General features: G+C 67.1%; 15 protein-coding genes and 1 tRNA gene. 5 read left to right on the forward strand and 11 right to left on the reverse strand.

Going from position 1 to position 18,882, the window contains the following annotated elements; translation table 11 throughout:
- Positions 1–108: 108 nt before the first annotated feature.
- The gene (locus tag G7043_RS50290) at positions 109–2,514 is read right to left on the reverse strand and encodes an FG-GAP-like repeat-containing protein (RefSeq protein ID WP_166056073.1); all 2,406 of its coding nucleotides are present in this window, start codon (positions 2,512–2,514) and stop codon (positions 109–111) included.
- A gap of 435 nt (positions 2,515–2,949) precedes the next feature.
- Between G7043_RS50290 and G7043_RS46555 the strand changes: the two genes are divergently transcribed.
- Complete coding sequence (locus G7043_RS46555) at positions 2,950–3,684, forward strand: hypothetical protein (RefSeq protein WP_166056075.1); 735 nt, start codon at positions 2,950–2,952, stop codon at positions 3,682–3,684.
- Positions 3,685–4,472: 788 nt separating this feature from the next.
- On the opposite strand, the gene G7043_RS46560 is transcribed toward G7043_RS46555, so the two are convergent.
- Together G7043_RS46560 and G7043_RS46565 are read right to left on the reverse strand one after the other, a co-directional pair.
- Positions 4,473–4,838 carry a hypothetical protein gene (locus tag G7043_RS46560; RefSeq protein WP_166056077.1) on the reverse strand — a complete coding sequence of 122 codons (366 nt, stop codon included), beginning with the start codon at positions 4,836–4,838 and terminating at the stop codon, positions 4,473–4,475.
- 367 nt (positions 4,839–5,205) lie between these two features.
- Positions 5,206–5,278: transfer RNA gene (locus G7043_RS46565), tRNA-Ala, on the reverse strand.
- Between the two features lie 123 nt (positions 5,279–5,401).
- Between G7043_RS46565 and G7043_RS46570 the strand changes: the two genes are divergently transcribed.
- The gene (locus tag G7043_RS46570) at positions 5,402–6,640 is read left to right on the forward strand and encodes a phenylacetate--CoA ligase family protein (protein WP_242643460.1); all 1,239 of its coding nucleotides are present in this window, start codon (positions 5,402–5,404) and stop codon (positions 6,638–6,640) included.
- Here G7043_RS46570 and G7043_RS46575 read toward each other — a convergent pair.
- From G7043_RS46575 to G7043_RS46590, 4 genes are read right to left on the reverse strand one after another with little or no spacing between them, the layout of a single operon-like run.
- Positions 6,633–7,418 carry a DsbA family protein gene (locus tag G7043_RS46575; protein ID WP_166056079.1) on the reverse strand — a complete coding sequence of 262 codons (786 nt, stop codon included), beginning with the start codon at positions 7,416–7,418 and terminating at the stop codon, positions 6,633–6,635. The two genes, G7043_RS46570 and G7043_RS46575, sit on opposite strands and share 8 nt — an antisense overlap.
- 46 nt (positions 7,419–7,464) lie before the next feature.
- Positions 7,465–8,751 (reverse strand): MFS transporter, encoded by a 1,287-nt coding sequence (locus G7043_RS46580; RefSeq protein ID WP_242643461.1) that lies wholly within the window; start codon positions 8,749–8,751, stop codon positions 7,465–7,467.
- A 51-nt stretch (positions 8,752–8,802) separates the two neighbouring features.
- Positions 8,803–9,600: a GNAT family N-acetyltransferase gene (locus G7043_RS46585; protein WP_242643462.1), complete on the reverse strand. Its 798-nt coding sequence runs from the start codon at positions 9,598–9,600 to the stop codon at positions 8,803–8,805.
- 4 nt (positions 9,601–9,604) lie between these two features.
- Complete coding sequence (locus G7043_RS46590; protein WP_166056083.1) at positions 9,605–10,654, reverse strand: glycosyltransferase; 1,050 nt, start codon at positions 10,652–10,654, stop codon at positions 9,605–9,607.
- A gap of 27 nt (positions 10,655–10,681) precedes the next feature.
- Here G7043_RS46590 and hrpB point away from each other — a divergent pair, with 27 nt between their 5' ends.
- The 3 genes from hrpB (at position 10,682) to G7043_RS46605 (ending at position 14,700) form a co-directional block, all read left to right on the forward strand.
- A complete protein-coding gene (gene hrpB / locus G7043_RS46595; protein ID WP_166056085.1) occupies positions 10,682–12,946 on the forward strand; it encodes an ATP-dependent helicase HrpB in 2,265 nt (754 codons plus the stop codon).
- A 72-nt stretch (positions 12,947–13,018) separates the two neighbouring features.
- The gene (locus tag G7043_RS46600; RefSeq protein WP_166056087.1) at positions 13,019–14,101 is read left to right on the forward strand and encodes a macrolide family glycosyltransferase; all 1,083 of its coding nucleotides are present in this window, start codon (positions 13,019–13,021) and stop codon (positions 14,099–14,101) included.
- Positions 14,098–14,700, forward strand: a complete 603-nt coding sequence (locus tag G7043_RS46605) for an HD domain-containing protein (protein WP_166056090.1) — start codon at positions 14,098–14,100, stop codon at positions 14,698–14,700. The genes G7043_RS46600 and G7043_RS46605 overlap by 4 nt, the downstream gene beginning before the upstream one ends.
- Here the strand turns inward: G7043_RS46605 and menC are convergent.
- From menC to G7043_RS46625, 4 genes are read right to left on the reverse strand one after another with little or no spacing between them, the layout of a single operon-like run.
- Positions 14,685–15,791 (reverse strand): o-succinylbenzoate synthase, encoded by a 1,107-nt coding sequence (gene menC / locus G7043_RS46610; RefSeq protein ID WP_166056092.1) that lies wholly within the window; start codon positions 15,789–15,791, stop codon positions 14,685–14,687. The two genes, G7043_RS46605 and menC, sit on opposite strands and share 16 nt — an antisense overlap.
- Entirely contained in the window at positions 15,788–16,507 is a 720-nt protein-coding gene (locus G7043_RS46615) for a chorismate synthase (protein WP_166056095.1), read from the reverse strand. The genes menC and G7043_RS46615 overlap by 4 nt, the downstream gene beginning before the upstream one ends.
- Positions 16,485–17,897 carry an amino acid permease gene (locus G7043_RS46620; protein WP_166056097.1) on the reverse strand — a complete coding sequence of 471 codons (1,413 nt, stop codon included), beginning with the start codon at positions 17,895–17,897 and terminating at the stop codon, positions 16,485–16,487. Before G7043_RS46620 ends, G7043_RS46615 begins: the two co-directional genes overlap by 23 nt.
- Positions 17,898–17,925: 28 nt before the next feature.
- Positions 17,926–18,870, reverse strand: coding sequence for a GlxA family transcriptional regulator (locus G7043_RS46625; protein WP_166056100.1), 945 nt, complete (start codon positions 18,868–18,870; stop codon positions 17,926–17,928).
- Positions 18,871–18,882: the final 12 nt, after the last annotated feature.

The following is an 18,882-nucleotide window of genomic DNA, read 5'->3' on the forward strand; positions in this document are numbered from 1 at the left end:
CCTACCACCGTCGCAGGCGCCAGGTTGCTCTCGGCCGGTTGACCCCTATCGAATACGAAGTAATCATGTCCACGCCAGCCAGCCAGGCTGCGTGACTACCACTGTCACCTAACGGTGCAGCAGACCCAGCCGATTGTCGTACTCAGCGATGATGTCCGGGGCGCCGTCACCGGTGCGGTCGATGATCCCGTAGACGGTGTACGGGCCGAAACCACCACCGATGCGAGCACGTACCTGAGTCGACACCGACCGAATGCCTTCCCCGGGATACAGCCACAGCTCGCCGCTGCCGTCCCTGGCGATCAGATCCTGCTTAGTGTCCTTGTCGAAGTCAGCCAAGCCCGCCAACTGGTAGCCACCGAAACCAAACCCGATCTTGGCGGGTGAGGTCTCGGTCAGCATCGCGCGCACACCGTTGCCGGCGAACATGTGCAGTTCACCGGTCAGGTCGTGGCGGGCGATGATGTCTTTCTTGCCGTCATTGTCCCAATCGGCCATGCCGGCGAAGGTGTAGTCCTGCCAGCCGCCGCTGAGCAGGACGCGGGCACGGAGCACCGTTCCGTTGCCGGGGAACAGGTACAGGTAGCCGCCACTGTCGCGGGCCAGCACGTCCGGATGGCCGTCGTTGTCCCAATCCCCCGTGGCGACCAGGGTTTCGGACCGGTCCAACACACCGTCGTCCAGTTTCGGCGGCGTCGGGATCGTGGTCTGTGCGGTGGTGTTGCTGCCCCACGGATAGGTGTCACGCACCCCAGAGACCGGGGTATAGCTGCCATCCTCACGAACACGCGCCCACTCGAACCGGGCCTGCAGCGCCGGATCACCGTCCCTGTCGTTGACACGGGCACGCAGCGTCGGCGTCACGGTCGGCACGAACGAGCTGGTCGTGCACCCCTTGAGGTCGGACGTCAGACCATCCGGTGCGTCCGGCGGAGTGTTGTAGTCAATCGCCAGGATCGGTGTGATGGCGTTGAACCGCTTCCACTGGGCCGTGTTGTTCTCGTTGCCCACATGCAGCACAAGAGTGATGACATCGCGGTTGTTGTTGGCCGCGGCCTGTACGACTCCTCCGATGTCGAACTCGACATCACCGGTGCCCGCGCAGTTGTGCTCCTGGGTGTACTTGTGGTTCGCGGGCACCGAGGCCGCCCACTCATCCCCCATCCAGCCCGGCTGGTTGTTCCACGTCGTGGAGCCATCGATGTCGTTGGTCCACCGCGCAATCGCGTTCGAACCACCGTCGTTGCAGTGCGACGCCCACATCTGCTGGATCCGGAACGACGCCCCGTTGATCTTCCTGCCCTTGACGTGACTGGTGTCCATCTTGAAATACGACCGGACGTTGTAGGTCGTACCCTGCAGACACCCGCCCATCGAATCGGGATAGTCGCAGATCAGCCCGGTGCCAACCGCGCCCTTCTTGTCGGCCTCCTGCAGGAAACCGCCCTGCCAGAACCCCTGATTCGCCATGTCCGTCTTGTTCGTGACCAGCACCCACTGGCCGTTGTAGATACGTCCCGTCCACGACGGATCGATGTACAACGGGAACCGAGTCGACGTATCCGACATCATCGCCGCGTCCGGCGTCACGGTCAGCTCACCATTGGCCACCGAGACGGGCATCGTGACCTGACGCGGCGGCCGCGGCGGATCAACCGCGGCCTTCAACGGCACCGTCGTCGCCGCGGACTCCCACATCAACGGCGTCGGCGACGCGAAGACAACATTGCCCTGCGCATCCTTCGCGTCCAGACCACCCGCGCCGTTGGATGCCGCCGTCACGTTCTTCGTCGCGAACCCGAACTTCACCTGCGCCAGCTTCTCGCTCTGCGCCGCAGTTCGGTTCTTCACGATCAACAACTCGGAAAACCCCCGAGCCGTCGCAGTCAGCCGCAGGTCGACACCCGGCAGAACCTCAGCGTACGTCGCATTCGGACCCAACAGCGTCGGCTTCGGCAGCTCACCGAGCGGCCATGTGATCGACAACTCGCGATCACCGTCCCGCAGCACCGCCGCAGGTTCAGCGCCGCCGTCGGAGAACACCAGCGGCAACGCCGCGGCCTTCGGCGTCACCGCGCTACCGGTGAACTGCAACTCCACATTGATCGCGGCCCAGGAACCGTCCGGCCGGCGCGACCAGCGCGGCTCCACCGAACTCTCCGTCGTATAACCACCATCAGGCTTCGCGAACGACTGCGAGTTCTCCGACCGACGATCACCGATCTCGACCCGGCGATCACAACGCGCCGCCATCTCATCGGCCGCCGCCGCAGTCGGCTGCGCGTCAACACACTCCGGATCAGCCGCCCTTGCCGGTACGACGACGAACGTGAATACGACTGTGAACGACAAGAACGCGCGCAGGAACAAGCCCTGCGTCACCCCGACGCGTGTCAAGAAAAGCCCCCCGTATCGCGCATGTCCCCCGACAACACGCGAACGCCACCCTCGGCGCAGGAGTCTGCCTGCCCAGATAGCGAATGGCAATGAGGCCGAACGGGTGACAGCGAGCACACGACGTACTACCGGAGGTAGCACCTGGGGCCCGAAGGCACCGCTCGGCGTGCGCTCTGAGCACCACAAGCGCACAACAAACACGACACCACTCAGCCGACCACAGGAAGTCGTAATGGCTTGGGCAGAACAGATCGGTACGCAGTCCTGGCGAGTCCGCTACCGGACCGGGGACGGCCGCACTGCCTCGCTCCGGCGTCACCACCGGCGCCGCCGACAACTACGCCGCCGACATCGAATCCGACCAACGCCGCAACACCTGGTTCGACCCGACCCGCGGCCGCACCACCGTCGCGGAATGGGTCACGACCTGGTTCGCCGCGCTGGACCTGAACCCGCGCACGATCGACAACTACCGCAGCGTCCTGCGCTGCCACATCCTGCTCCGCTGGGCGCCACACCGCTCAACGCCATCACCGCACTCGGCGTGAACAAGTGGATCAGCGATCTACGTCAGCTCGGTTATTCCAACACGACAGTCGCGACCATCGTCAAAGTGCTCTCGATGATCCTCACGACGCAGCCACCGCCTCGAACGCGAACGCGTCTGGGGCCACCCCCACCGAGATCCTCCGCATCGCCGAACAGGCCGCCGCCCTCGACGACGACATAGCCGGCCTGCTCATCATCACCGCCGCGTGGACCGGATGCCGCTGGGGCGAACCCACCGGCCTACGACGAGACAACATCGACCTCGACCGCAGCGTCCTCATCATCGACCCGCGCACCGGGGCACTGCACGAAAGTGCACACACGCGGTGGCTCGGCTCACCCAAGACGGCTTCGTCCGCCCGTACCATCACACTTCCGCCGTTCCTCATCACCATGCTGCGCAATCATTTCGACCGGCACGACAACGAGTTCGTGTTCACCGCAGAAGGCGGAACATGGCTGTGGCGCAGCACCCTTCATTCGACGGGTACTCAAACCCGCGGTCAACGGCAACGAAGGACGCCCTCGATCAGGCGTCCGCACGGTGCCGATCCGGCCAGGACTGACGCTTCACGGGTTGCGGCTCAGCCACAAGACATGGCTGATCTCCGGCGGCGCCCCGAGATCGCCCAAGCACGACGACTCGGTCACCCTTTGCCCAACCGCGTCACCGGAGGTCTATCCCACATCGCACCCGAAGTCGAACTCCGACTCCTCAACGACCTCCAATACCGCTGACACGAAGCTGACCTGAACATCCGAGCACACCAGACGCACCGGAACCATCACAGCGCCACGTCTCCGGACCACTTGCGGCGTAACCAATCCTCCTGCCCCCTCACACCGTTAGTGGGAAGGGCGCGACGATCACCCAGTCCAGCGACCAGGACACCGATCAAGCCAGAGATCACTGCTCCAGAACTGCTCCATAGGGGCAGCACGACACGATCACCGAAGATCAGGGCCAGAACAGCAAGAAACCCGCCTGACCAGCGGAAACCACTCGATCAGACGGGCTCTATTTCAAGTGGAGCTGAGGGGACTCGAACCCCTGAACGTCACACTGCCAGCGGTCCACAAAGGACTCCTACCAGCACAAACACCAGAACCCCAACAACTCCAGCGCAACTAGCCGCCGTTCAGCGCTGTTGAGTGCCGTTCGATGACGATCCGTTCCTGGTGCTGCTCCAGCACAAACAGTGCGAGACTCGCCATCAGCATCACCAAGCGTCGACGGCATGTGGGCAGGTCACGACGGCACGATGAGCCGAAACCGGCCTCCACCCAGGCGAACGAGCTCCAAGCGAGGCAGCGCGTCCTTGGGCCAAGGCGCGCGCCCAAGTGCCAGCAGCCACCGACCAACTGCGGCACTGCGCAACTCGGTGCACCTGCGCCAGAACGACTTCGACAGACGCACCGTGACGGCGTCGACCTGCTCGAGTTGATCTGCATCGCGTCCAGCGGGTAGAGAGCGAGGTCGTCAAGGATGCAGTTCAGCACCTCCGTCGCGCAACCGTGCGATCCGCTCATCGAGCCATCTCGACCAGATCCTCCTCGGTCGAGTCCAGCGTGACCACGCCGTCGAAGTTGTACCCCTCGTCGCAGAAGATCACGTCGATGTCCGCCGTCACGAGTTTCCGGTACCAGATGGCGAACTTCACCACCAGGTCGAGGTCGCCCATCAGGTAGAGACAGGTGCCGTCCTTGGCCGTGTACGCCTCGACGACGGCGTCTTCGGTCCGGTAGAACCAGTGCACGTCCCGGACCTCGCTCACGATGTGTGGGGTCGGCGGCTGCATCTCGACAGCCGGCCACTCCTCCCGCAGTGAGTCGCGCAGCACGTCCGCGTCGACGTGCCAGGTCTTGCTGTCGAACACGACCAGGTACGACACACCACACCTTCTTCTACGGTTTGACGAGCATCGGCCACCACCTACCAACCGCGTCACCGAGGTCTACTCCCAGATGACACAAAGCCAATGCAACCGTCAAAGCACACCCACGGGCACCAGAACCAGTCGCACGACGACCCTCCGGCCCTGTTGCCGCATAGCCAACACGGCGACCCTCACCCCGTTGGCGAGAGGGGCGCAACGATCACCCAGTCCAGCGATCTGCACGCCGATCAAGCCGGAGATTGCTGCTCCAGAACTGCTCCATAGGGGCAGGACAACACGATCACCGAAGATCAGAGCCAGGACAGCAAGAAACCCGCCTGACCAGCGACAATCGCTAGATCAGACGGGCTCTCAATTCAAGTGGAGCTGAGGGGACTCGAACCCCTGACCCTCACACTGCCAGTGTGATGCGCTACCAGCTGCGCCACAGCCCCTTGAAGGTCCACGTTCCCGCCAGGTTTCCCTGTCGTTCTCGTGTGGCAATACCGTACATCAAGAGGTCCACGAGATAAAAATCGGGGGTATCCAAAGCGCATTCGGCCTGGTAGGACCGGGTGATGACCGCCGGAGCGCCGTTCGACCCGAAGATCGAGTGCATGGACCCCGAGGCCCGTCGCGAGCTGCAGGAACAGCGGCTGCGAGGGCTTGTCGACAGGCTGCTCAGCACCGACAACTTCCAGGGTGCGCGGCTCAGGGATCTTGGAGTGACGCGCGGCACAGATGTCAGCCTCGACGAGATCCACCTGCTGCCGACGATCACCAAGCAGCACCTGTGGGACCACTACCCGTTCGGGTTGCGGATTGCGCCGCCGGAGGACGTCGTCTGCGTGCACGGGTCCTCAGGAACCGGGGGCAGGCCGACGCTCATTCCCTACACCGCCAACGACATCGAGGTCTGGGCCGAGGTCATGGCCAGGGCGCTGAAGGGCGCGGGAGCTACTCAGCGATCGACCATCCACAACGCGTACGGCTACGGGCTTTTCACGGGTGGGCTCGGGGTGCACCACGGTGCACTCAAGTTGAAGGCCACCGTCGTCCCCATGTCGGGTGGCATGACGGAGCGGCAGGTCAGGCTCATCGAGGACCTGAAGCCGGACGTCCTGTGCTGCACGCCGTCATATGCGCTGAGGCTCGCGGACGACCTGAAAGAAACCAGCCTCCGGGTCGGCGTCTTCGGTGCCGAGCCGTGGACTGAGGAGATGCGGCAGGAGATCGAGCGACGGCTGAACATCAAGGCGCTGGACATCTACGGGCTATCCGAAGTGATCGGTCCTGGTGTGGCGTGCGAATCCCTTGACTCCGAAGGGCTTCTCAACATCGCGGAGGACCACTTCTACCCCGAGACCGAGGACGGCGAGCTCATCTTCACCACGCTCACCAAGACCGGTATGCCGCTGCTCCGCTACCGCACGGGCGACATCGCCAGCCTCCACGAACCAACGGGCCTGCGGACGTTCAGAAGGATGAGCAAGCTCAAGGGGCGCAAGGACGACATGCTCGTCGTCCGGGGTGTCAACGTGTTCCCCACGGAGATCGAGGCGGTCGTGCTCGAACTCGCGAGTCCGCACTACCTGATCGTCGAGGACCGGCGCACGACCACGGCGCAACTGCACGTGGCGGTTGAGTCCACACAGGACATCCGCCAAGAACTGACAGGCAAGCTCAAGGAACGCCTCGGCATCACGTGTCAGGTCCACGTGCTCGAAACGGGCAAGCTGCCGCGGACGGAACAAGGAAAAGCACAACGCCTGGCCCGATGGACTCAGGGCCAGGCGCCGATCGACGGACTCACTTAGTCAGGTCGGAGAGCCAGTTCTTGTTGTCGAGGTCGACGAGCTTGCCGCCAGAAGCGACGCTGGGCGTGCCGCGGAAGCGGCCCGTCTCGGCGTCGCGGAGAGCCGGGTCGTTGCTGGTCTTCGACATCAGGTCGTCGAGTTGCGACTTGTAGGTCTGGTTCTGCACGCACGACTCGAAGGAAGCCGAAGTGACGCCGACTTCCTTGCCCAGCTTGATGAGCTGGTCCTTGGTGTAGCCGGCGTCGCCTTCCTCGGGCTGCGTGTTGAACAGCGCCGCGTGGAAGGCGTTGAACTTGCCGTCGTCCGCCACGCACAGGGCGGCGTTGGCCGACTCGGTCGAGTAGCCCTCTGGGCTGGAGAGGCGGTTCAGCATCGGCAGGATGTGGTAGCGGACCTTCACCTTGCCGTCCTCAACGGCCTGCTTGATCGAGGAGCCGTAGGTCTTCTCGAACGTGCCGCAGATCGGGCAGAGGAAGTCCTCGTAGACGTCCACCGTGACGGAAGCCGAATCCTTGCCGACCAGCACGGTGCTGCCGTCGCGGACCGCGGGTGCCGAGATCGTGTGGTCGGCGGGGGCTAGGGGGATCGCCTCCGTGCCGGTCGTGGACGGCTTCATCTGCTGGAACACGACGTAGCCGATCACCGCGACGGCCAGCACGGCCACTACGGCGATGCCCGCGATCACCTTGGTGCGGTCCGAACCGCCCGAGCTACGGGCCTGGGTCACCGCACGCGCGGCCTGCTTCTTCTTCCGCGCACTGCGCTCTGCTCCACCCACGGCGACGAGGGTAGCGACACAAACTAAAAGAAAGCTGAGTGGGCGATCACGCTTCTGGGTGGCGTGGCTTGCCGCCCACGCGTTCGCCGGTCGGGACCTCGGCGCTTTCGTCGAGGCAGCCGCACTCCGGCGCGACGGACGAGGCCGTGTGTTCCTCCTCGTGGGTGGGCAGGGTCTCGGGGGCGAGGAACCAGAAGCCGACGGCCAGCAGCAGTGCGGCGCCGGTGACGGCGAACGAGGCTTCGAAACCGAACGCGTCGGCGAGCACGCCTGCGGAGATCGGGCCGATGATGGCGCCCAGGTCGGTCACCATCTGGAAACCGGCGAGCACCGGACCGCCCTTGCCGCGGGTGCCGATCACGTCGGCCACCACGGCGTTCTGCGGCGGGTTCAGCAGGCCCGCGCCCATGCCCGCGACGATCGAGGCGGCCATGAAGTCCCAGATGCCGCTGGTGAAGCCCATCCAGATCGTGGCCAGGCCGCTGATCACCAGACCGGCGATGGCGACCGGCTTGCGGCCCCACGTGTCCGCGACCTTGCCGGACAGGAACAGCATCGCCGCGTTGCCGGCCGCGAACACCGACATCGACAGGCCGGCCAGGGTCGCGCTCTGCTTCAGCGCCTCGACCACGAACACCGGCACCAACGAGATGCGCACGCCGAAGACGGCCCAGCCGTTGGCGAACCCGGACGCCAGCGCGGCGTGATAGGCCCGGTGCCGCAGAGCCTCGACCAGCGGCATGTGGCCTTCGCTGTTGGACTTGTCCAGCGCGGCCAGCTCCGAGCGCCGCAAGAAGATCCAGACCACGAACGCGGCGAGGCACAGCAACACGCCGTACGACACGAACGGCACCCAGAGCCCGAGCGGCACCAAGACAGCACCGACGATCGGACCGGCGATGTTGCCGATGAGGAAGCCAGCCGCCCACAGCCCGGACGCGCGGCCGCGCATCGGCGCCGGGGTGATCCGGATCAGCAACCCGAGCGCGGCGACCGTGAACATCGTCGACCCGACACCGGCCAGCGCACGCCACAGCACCATCTCGACATAACTGCCGGAGAACCCGGCCATGGCCGTGCCGAAAGCCACGATCAGGATGCCGACGATGTAGACCCGCGGCTCCCCGAACTTGTTCACCAGCACGCCGCTGACCGGCGCGAACGCCAGCCGGACCAAAGCGAAAACGCTGATCAGCGCCGCCACGGCGGTGTGCCCGACACCGAACTCCGCCGCGAACACCGGCAGCACTGGCGCCACGATCCCGAACCCCACGGCGATGATGAAGCTCGCCGCGACCAGAACCCACACCTCGACCGGCAACCGCTCGCGCAACAAAGCCTCCTTTAGCCCTGCTAAGGATATGTCACGCGGCAACTAAGTAATTCAATCGAGCAGCTCATCCACTCTGCGTACATATGCCGTCACCGGATACGCCGCCACGAAGCCGCACGCCTCCGCGAACCGCTCCCCCGGACCCTCGTCTACCTGCGAAGCAATCAACATCGCACCGCCAGACCGCAGGGCCGCAGCAGCAGACACCACCAACGACCGTCCGACGCCACGACGCCGTCGCGCCGGACGCACGACACACTGCTCGACCAAGCCCACACCGCGTTCAGCGAACCCCGACACGAACCCGCCGATCCGGTCGCCGTCGTCCACCACCATCAACAAACAACGCGGGTCGTCCAATCGATGCCCGAGCCACCGCCCCAGTCGCTCCCGGTTTCCCACCAGCTCGTCCGACAGCAGCTCGACGATCCCGGGCAGATCAGCGTCGACAGCCGGCCGAACCTCCGCGGCCACGGAAGCGGGCCCGCGGTGCACCACGGTCTGGAGCTCCTCGACCGCGTACCAGCCGGAGTCGTCGGCGATCCCCTCGATCTCGTCCACGGTCGTCGGCGACGCGTACACCACCGCCTCCGCCCGCCCCACCGCAGCGAACGTGTGCTCCAGTTGCAGCAGCGTCGACGCGACCTCGACCGACGACCCGTCCAGCGCGCAGCCGAAGTTCCCGGCGGGCAGCGGGTTCTCGCGGTTGATCACCACCGCGGCCGAGCCGACCTTGCCGACTTTGCCGTACCGCACCGCACCGGACGCGAGCCGCGCCCCTTCCACCAGGATCGCGAGGGACCGCGACTGGTACGGGTCCAGCAACTCCGGGTCGTCCGGATCACGCAACGGGTCAACCAACTCGACGGCCCTTCCACGACGCACCTGGACGCAACGCGCAGTCCAGCAGGAACACGCCAATCGTCGCCCACGAGAGAGGCGCCAGCACAGCCGACACTTGAGGTGCACCGACCCGCCGCACGAACTCACGGTGCGACACGGCCTGCGCGAACCACGCAAGCCACGACCACGGCGAACGCCACCGCAACACCGGTATCAGCCCGTACGCCAGGTGCAGCAGCCCGGCGACCACCAACAACACGCGCCCCCACGGCCCGAACATCTCCCGCATCGACGGCTGGATGCTCTTGCGCAACGACCGCCACGTGTCGCCGAACGAATCCAGGCCGGACGTCGTCAGCAGCGCCGTCGCGTCGAGGAACCGCACGACCCCGCCGGAGTCCCTGATCAACGTGGCCAGGCCCACGTCGTCAGCGTGCGTCGAGGCCAGCGCGGGCCACCCGCCGTCCGCCTCGAAAACAGCCCGCCGCACGAGGATGCAATGCCCGACCGCGAGCGCCGTCGCACCACGACCGTCCGGCGGCGAGCCCTCGAACACCAGCGTGTTGAACGCGGGCAGCAGGAACCACCACGCCGGCCCGGTCCCCCGCCCCGACGACGACACGAGATCCGCGCCCAGCTCACCGGCCGACGCCACCAGCCGCCCCACCAGATCAGGCGCGACGGTCACGTCCGCGTCCACGAACAGCAGCCACTCCTCGTCCCGGGCGGCCTCCACCCCGAGGTGCATCGCGTGCGTCTTGCCTGCCCAACCGTCAGCCGGGCCGGACGACGAGATCACCTCAGCCCCGCACGAACGCGCGACAGCGGCCGTCGCATCCCCAGAAGCGTCGTCCACCACCACGACGCGCACACCCGGCTGACCGACCAACCCGGACAGCAATGCCGGCAACGCGGCTTCCTCGTTGCGCGCCGGTACGACCGCCAAGACCGAGGCGACCGCGGAAGCGGAAGACACCTCGGACACGTGCTTCCACTGCGCGACGTTCCGCGCGGATCGCAGTGTGGACAGCGTCCCGGACACCACACCAAGAATCCCCATGACCTCCACCCTGACACACTCATCGGCGTGCACCTGCCCGATCTCCCGGTGAAGTCCGTTCTGCCCGAGCTCCTCAAAACCCTCGAGGACCACGGCGCGGCGGTGCTCGTCGCACCTCCCGGCACCGGCAAGACGACGCTCGTCCCGCTGGCCCTGCCCGGCAAAGTCGTGGTCGCCGAACCGCGCCGGATCGCCGCCCGCGCCGCCGCCGCACGCATGGCGAGCCTCCTGAACGAACCCGTGGGCCACACCGTCGGCTATTCGGTCAGGGGCGACCGCAAGACCAGCAAGCACACCCGCATCGAGGTCGTGACCAGCGGTCTGCTCGTCCGCAGGCTTCAGCACGACCAGGACCTCAAGGGCGTCGGCACCGTCCTGCTCGACGAGTGCCACGAACGTCACCTCGACGCTGATCTGCTCCTCACGCTCCTGCTGGACGCCAAGGCGGGCCTGCGCCCGGACCTGAAACTCCTCGCGACCTCCGCAACCGTTGCCGCGCAACGACTCTCCGACCTGCTCAACGCACCGGTCCTGCACACCGAGTCGCGCATGTACCCGACGGCGATCACGTACGTCCCACCCGCACGCAACGAGCACATCGAGAACACGGTCGCCAGAGCCATCAACAAGGCTCTGTCCGAAGTGGACGGCGACGTGCTCGCGTTCCTGCCGGGCGTCAAGGAGATCAACCGCACGGCGAGCCTGCTCAACGCGGAAACCGTGATCCTGCACGGCCAGCTCAACGCCCAGACCCAGGACGCCGCCCTCAAACCCGGTCAGCACCAACGAGTCGTGCTCGCCACCAGCATCGCCGAGTCCAGCCTCACCGTCCCCGGCGTCCGGGCGGTCGTCGACGCCGGGCTGGCCCGCGTTCCCAGGGTCGACCACCGCAGGGGCCTCGCCGGACTCACCACGATCCGCGTCTCCCAGGCCGTCGCCGAGCAACGCGCCGGACGAGCCGGACGTGAAGCCCCGGGCCGCGTCTACCGCTGCTGGCCGGAACACGAGCACTCGACGCTCCCCCGTTACCCGGAACCCGAGATCAAAACGGCTGACCTGACCAGGCTCGCCCTCGAGCTCGCGGTCTGGGGCACCCCGGACGGCAGCAGCCTGAACTGGTGGGACGCCCCGCCCGAGGGCGCGCTGAAAGCAGCCCAGGAAACCCTGAACGCCATCGGCGCACTCGAACCGGACCGCCGCGACCGCATCGCGAACGTCGGCCTGCACCCCCGGCTCGGCCGCGCGCTCATCGACGGCAGCGCACTCGCCGGCAACCGGACCGCCGCCGAAGTCGTGGCACTGCTCGACGACAGCACGCACACCAGCACGAGCGACCTCGCGACCGCGCTGAAGGCCCCTGGCAAGTGGCGCAAGGAAGCCAAGAAGCTGGAGAAGCTCGGCAGCAACCCGGCGGGCAACGGTGACCCGGCACTCGTCGTCGCACTCGCCTACCCGGAACGGCTGGCGAAACGCCGCTCCAAGAACAGCAACGTCTACCTGATGGCCAACGGCACGGCCGTCGAGCACACCGACTCGCACAACAAATGGCTGGCGATCGCGATCGCCGACCGCGAACCGGGCAGCAAGCACGGCCGCGTCCGCCTCGCCGCCCCTGCCGACGAAGAACTCGCCATCACCGCCGCAAAGGCGCTCGTGCACACGGAGGACGACATCCGGTGGACCGGTGACGTCGTCGCCAACGAGGTCCGCAAGCTGGGCGCGATCACCCTCGACGAACGTCCGCTCAACGACCTCGCCAAGTCGCAGCAGGCACTCCGCCTCGGCCTCGAAGCCGAAGGCCTGGGCCTGCTCAAGTGGACCGACGCCGCCAAACGCTTGCGCGAGCGCATGGCGTTCCTGCACCGGACCCGCGACTGGCCGAGCGTCGACGACGAGAACCTGATCCGCGCGATCGACCTCGGCAAGGCGAAGAAGCGCTCCGACCTGGCCAAGATCGACACGACGACGCTGCTGCGGAGCCTGCTGCCGTGGCCGGAGGCGGCGGAGTTCGACCAGCTCGCCCCGGAACGCATCGGCCAGGGCAAGGTCGACTACACGCAGGACCAGCCAGCCCTCCACGTCCGCATCCAGGACGCCATGAAGTGGGCCGACACGCCGCAGATCGCAGGAGTTCCGGTGGTCGTGCACCTGCTCTCCCCCGCAGGCCGTCCCACCGCCGTGACCAGCGATCTCAGGTCTTTCTGGCGCAACGGCTACCTGCGGGTGCGCAGCGAGTTGAAGGGCCGGTATCCCAAGCACCACTGGCCCGAGCGCCCTTACGACAAAAGATAGAACAAAGAAAACCTGAACAGAATCACAACAGCACTTTGAACCATTAGGAATCGAACAACGTTAATCTCAGCTGTGGCGCACATCGCGATCTTCCTCATGCCCGAGCGCGGGCACGTCCACCCCGCGCTCGGGATGATCGCCGAGCTCGTGCGCCGCGGTCACCGGGTGAGCTGCCCGGTCCCCGCCCAGTTCACCGCGGCGGTCCGGGAGTGCGGTGCGACGGCGATCTCGTACGAGACGACGCTGCCCCGTGAGCTGCCGGAGTCCCTCTACGTCGCCGCGCAGCTCGCCCTCGTCGAGGCCGAGTCGGTGTTGCCGCAGCTGGAGGCCGGGTTCCGGGACGACCCGCCGGACATCGTGTTGTGGGACATCGCGGCCTGGGCGGGCGGTGTGATCGCGCGCCGGCTGGACGTGCCGAACCTGTTGCTGGAGAGCTTTCTGACCAGCAACGAGCACTGGTCGCTGGGCGCCGCCGTGGTGCCCGCGCGCACGTTCGACCCGGACGCGATCAAGTTCTTCACCAGGGTGCACGGCTTCGTGGGCAGCTCGCTGCCGGAGTTCGTCGCGGGCGCGCGACGCAGAATCGCCTTGTTCGCCAGGGAGTTCCAGCCCGAGGGCGACACGTTCGACGAACGGTTCGCCTTCACCGGCCCGTGCTTGACCGAACGGGCGTTCCAGGGCACCTGGGAGCCGCCGGACGACCGACCGGTGGTGCTGGCGACGACCTCCACGCAGGTGTGCTCCGACGCGGCGCGCGGGATGCCGTGGCGGCTCGTCACCAGGGGCAGCGTGCACAGGCCGGCGGCGAACGTCGAAACGCACGACGAAGTGCCGCAGCTCGCGGTGCTCGAACACGCCAGCGTGTTCGTCACGCGCGGCGGGATGGCGGGCGTGATGGAGGCGCTGCACCACGGAGTTCCCATGATCGTCGTGCCGCACATGGCCGACCAGCGGCTCAACGGCCAGCGCGTCGAGGAGCTCGGGCTGGGCGTGGTGCTCGACACCGTCACCAAGGAGGGCGTGCGCTCGTTGGTGAGTCAGCTGTCGTCCGATTCCGCGATTTCCGCACGGGTCAAGGACATGCGGCGGATGATTCACCAGTCGGGCGGCAGCGCGCTCGCGGCGGACGTGGTCGAGGAGGAGCTGGCGCGGTGAAACGGATCTGGGACGACGCGGTCCGCACGCTCGGAGGCGCACCGGACGCGGGCGACCTGATGGAGCGCTACGCCGAACCACATCGCTCGTACCACAACACCTTCCACGTGATGTCGGTCGCGCGCGACTCGTCCGAGCTGGCCGACGCGTTCGCGTTCAGCACGGAAGAACGCGCGATCCTCGCGCTGGCCGCCTGCGCGCACGACGTGATCTACGACGGCAACCCGGGTGACGACGAACGCGCGTCAGCCGCGTGGGCACGAGAACGCCTGCACGGCCTGGAAGAAGAGCACATCGCGCGCGTGGAGTCGTTGGTGCTGGCCACGATCACGCACTCGTCCGACGATCCGCTCGCACACGTGTTGCTCGACGCCGACCTCGCGATCCTCGGCTCGGAGCCGGAGCACTACGAGCGCTACCGCCAGGCCGTGCGCCAGGAGTACTCGCGGTATGACGACGAAACGTGGCGGGCGGGTCGCGCCCACGTGCTGAAAACCCTGCTCGACCGCGAGGACCTCTACGTGAGCGAACCCGCACGGCAGTTGTGGGACGCCGCCGCGCGGATCAACCTCGCGCGCGAGCTTCAGTCGTTGGGGTAGAGCACGCGAGTCGCGGTGGTGAAGCGCCGCAACGTCTCCGGGATCGGGTCGACGCCGATGCCCGGACCGGTCGGCACGTGCATGAACCCGTCCTCCAGTTCGAACGGCTCGGTGACGTCCTCGGCGAAGTACCGGCGCGACGCCGACACGTCGCCCGGCAGCACGAAACCCGGCAGTGCGGCCAGCGCCAGGTTCGGCCCGCGCCCGATGCCGGTCTCCAGCATTCCGCCGCACCACACCGGAATCCCGTGCGCCACCGCGACGTCGTGGATCCGGCGCGCCTCCAGGTAACCGCCGACCCGAGCCGGTTTGACGTTGATCACGCGGCAGGCGTCCAGCGCGATCGCCGTCGCCGCGTCCTTGGCCGAAGTGATCGACTCGTCGAGGCAGATGGGCGTGCGGATCCGTTGTGCGAGCAGCGCGTGGCCGCGGATGTCGTCCTCTTCCAGCGGCTGTTCCATCAACAGCAGGTCGAACTCGTCGAGCCGGCGCAGGTGTTCGGCGTCGGCCGGCGTGTACGCGGTGTTCGCGTCGACCTGCAGCAACACGTCGGAGCCGAACCGTTCGCGCACGGCCCGCACCGGTTCGAGGTCCCAGCCCGGTTCGATCTTGAGCTTGATCCGGGCGTACCCCTCGGCGAGATAGCCCTCGACGTCCGCGATCAGTTCGGGGATCGAGTTCTTGATCCCGACCGAGACGCCGGCGGGCACCTTGGAGGCCGTGGCACCCAGAAAAGTCCCGATCGACATCCCGTACGACCGCAGTTCCGCGTCCAGGATCGCGGTCTCCAGTGCGGCCTTGGCGAGCTTGTGGCCCTTGATCGCCTCGGTCCGGTGAGCGACCTCCGCGGCCGTGATCTCGGGTGTCACCCGCGGCACGAGATGTTGCTCCAGCACCAGTTCGGCCGCTCCGACGAACTCCGAGCAGTACAGCGGTTCCGGGTCGGCCGCGAACTCCGACCAGCCCTCCGCGGCGTCCGTGACGACCCGCAGCAGGAACGTGTCCTTGGTCGTCATCGTCCCGAACGACGTGCGGAACGGCGACACCAGCGGAATCGCGACGTGCAGCAGCTCAATCCGCTCGATCTTCATCGGCGCTCCAACTCGTACCAGCCCTCGCGGGACATCGACGTGGCCGCGTAACCCTGACCGAAAGCGTCGACGAACACGCCGCGCACCGACTCACGCCACTGCCGAGCCAGCGCGGCGGACTCCTTGCGCACCTGCACGATGTCGCGTGGCACCCGGCACCAGATCCGTTCGCCGTCCGTGCGCGCCAACGGTTCCCCGTCCGGTGCCACCGAAGTGACCTCGCCCGAGGGCACGGACTCGTGCGCCTCACGAGACCGCGTGAGATCCCATTGCACGGTCAGGCGATCGCTCTCGTCACCTTCGTTCACGCCGTCGCGCATCGGCCCGTAGAAGTCCACCGTGTACTCGGCGACGACCGCGCCGAGCTTCACCAGGTTGAACCGGGCGTTGCGCGCCACCAGCGGGTCGTAGGTCCACCGCATCGACCTGGCGCCGAGCCCGACCGCCCAGTCCTTCTGCGCGAGCTTCAACGGGTGCCCTACGCCGGACCGCGCGGCCGCGATCATCGAGTACACCGACCCGTCCGGGCAGAAGAGCCCGGTCGTGGCACCGGCCAGCTCGTCGCCGTCGAACGCGCCGATGGTCGCGCCGCCCGCGTGCCGGATGCAGTGCAACGTCTCGGTGGACAGCACGTCCTCGGTCGTCTCCCACACCGCGGCGTAGTAGGCCGCGACGCGGGCGATGCCGGGCACGTCACTGATCACTCGGAACCGCAAGGCGTGCCTTCCTGACGCTGTAACCGAAGTAGATGACGAACCCGAGGACCATCCACGCGAGGAACGCGATCCACGTGTCGAGCCCGAGGCTGAACATCATGTAGACGCAGAAAGCCAGCCCCAGCAGCGGCGTGACCGGCGAGAACGGCACCCGGAAGCTGCGCTGCCGGTCCGGTTCGGTGCGGCGCAGGATGATCACCGCGACGTTGACCAGCGCGAACGCGAAGAGCGTGCCGATGCTGGTCGCGTCGGCCAGCGACCCCAGCGGCACCAGCGCGGCGAGCACCGCGATGAACGAACCGACGACGAGCGTGTTCACGAACGGCACGCCGGTCTTCGGGCTGAGCCGCGCGAAGACCGACGGCACCAACCCGTCGCGGGACATGGCGTACAGGATGCGCGTCTGTCCGTAGAGGACGGTCAGCACCACCGAGGTCGTGGCGACCACCGCGCCGATGGACAGCAGGATCGGCCAGATCGCGCCGCTGACGTTGTCGGTGAGCACCCGGCTCAACGCGGCTTCCGTGCCCTCGAACGACTGCCACGGCATCGCACCGATCGCGGCGAGCGCGACCGCGCAGTACAGCGCGGTGATCACGACCAGCGACAGGATGATCGCGCGCGGCAGGTCGCGCTGCGGGTTCTTGGCCTCCTCGCCGGCGGTCGACGCGGCGTCGAACCCGATGTAGGAGAAGAACAACGTGGCCGCACCGGCGCTCATGCCCGCGAGACCCAGCGGGAACAGCGGCTGCAGGTTGCCCGCCTTGAACGCGGTGAACGCGACCGCGCAGAACATCAGCAGCGCGCCGACCTTGACCCACACCAGGATCGTGTTCGTGCGCGCACTGCCCTTGGAACCGCCCAGCAGGACCAGCATCGAGATGACCACGACCAGCACGGCCGGGACGTTGACGATCCCGCCGGCCCCCGGCGGCTGGCTCAGCACGTCCGGAATCCGCAGTCCTGTCACCAGGTGCAGCAACTCGTTGACGTACTGCCCCCACCCGACCGCGACCGCCGCGACGGAGACGCCGTACTCCAGCACGAGACACCAGCCGCACACCCACGCGACGATCTCGCCGAGCGTGGCGTAGGTGTAGGAGTACGAGGAACCGGACGCGGGGATGAGGCCCGCGAGTTCGGCGTACGACAGCGCGGAGAACAGCGCGGTGATGCCGGCGAGGACGAACGACACCACGATCGCGGGACCGGCGAGCGGCACCGCCTCCCCCAAAACGACGAAGATGCCGGTGCCGAGCGTGGCGCCGATGCTGATCATCGTGAGGTGGCCGACACCCATGGTGCGCTTGAGTTCGCTGCCAGGGTGAGTCAGCTGGTCGATCGGCTTGCGCCGCAACACCCGCGCCCCGATGCGCTGTCCGTTGCTCATCCGATCAACATAAACCCCCAGCTCCGGCCTATCGGCCACCAACCGGGCGGAACGTGCGGCGGTATGTGTCCGGTGGCACACCAACGGTTCGGTGGAAGTGCCGGCGCAACGTCGTGGCCGTGCCCATGCCGGACGCCTCGGCGATCTGGTCGACGCTGTCGTCCGTCATCTCCAGCAACTCCTGGGCGCGCCGGATCCGCTGGGTGTGCAGCCACTGCAACGGCGTGGTGCCCGTGACCGCCTTGAAGAGCCGGGCGAGATGGCGCGAGCTCACGTTCGCCTGCCGCGCCAGGTCCTCGACGGTGATCGTCTGGTCGAACCGCGCCGAGACCCAGTCGAACAGCTCCGCGAGTGGATGCCCTTCGCCGGACGGCACCGGCGCCAGCACGAACTGCGCCTGCCCGCCGTCCCGGTGTGGCGGCACGACCAGCCGGCGCGCCGCGGTGTTGGCCGTGGCGGAGCCGTGATCGCTCCGGATCAGGTGCAGGCTCAGGTCGATCGCCGCCGCCTTGCCCGCACTCGTCATCACCTGGCCGTTGTCGATGTACAGCACGTCCGGGTCGACCTCGACCCGCGGATACCGTTCGGCCAGCACGTCGGTGTGCGCCCAATGCGTGGTCGCCCGGAGCCCGTCGAGCAGCCCGGCCTCCGCGAGCACGAACGCGCCCGTGCACAGCGAGACGATCCGCGCGCCCTCCTCGTGCGCCTCCCGGACCGCTTGGACGAGCTCCAAGTCGATCGGGTCGTCCACGTCCGCGAGCGCGGGCACGATCACCGTTTCAGCGCGTTTGAGCTGGTCAAGAGGCAGATCCGGCTCCAGCGTGAACCTGCCGACGCGCACCGGCGCGTTGCCGCAGACAACCACGCGGTAGTCGAGCTGGGGAGCGGTGAAGATCTCGTACGTGGCGGTCAGCTCGAAGTGCAGCATCCCGTCGGTCACAGCGAACGCGAGCATGTCCGAAACTGTACGCATCGTGTCGTTCCA

It is taken from the genome of Lentzea alba (genome assembly GCF_011067745.1).
Classification (GTDB): Bacteria; Actinomycetota; Actinomycetes; order Mycobacteriales; family Pseudonocardiaceae; genus Lentzea; species Lentzea alba.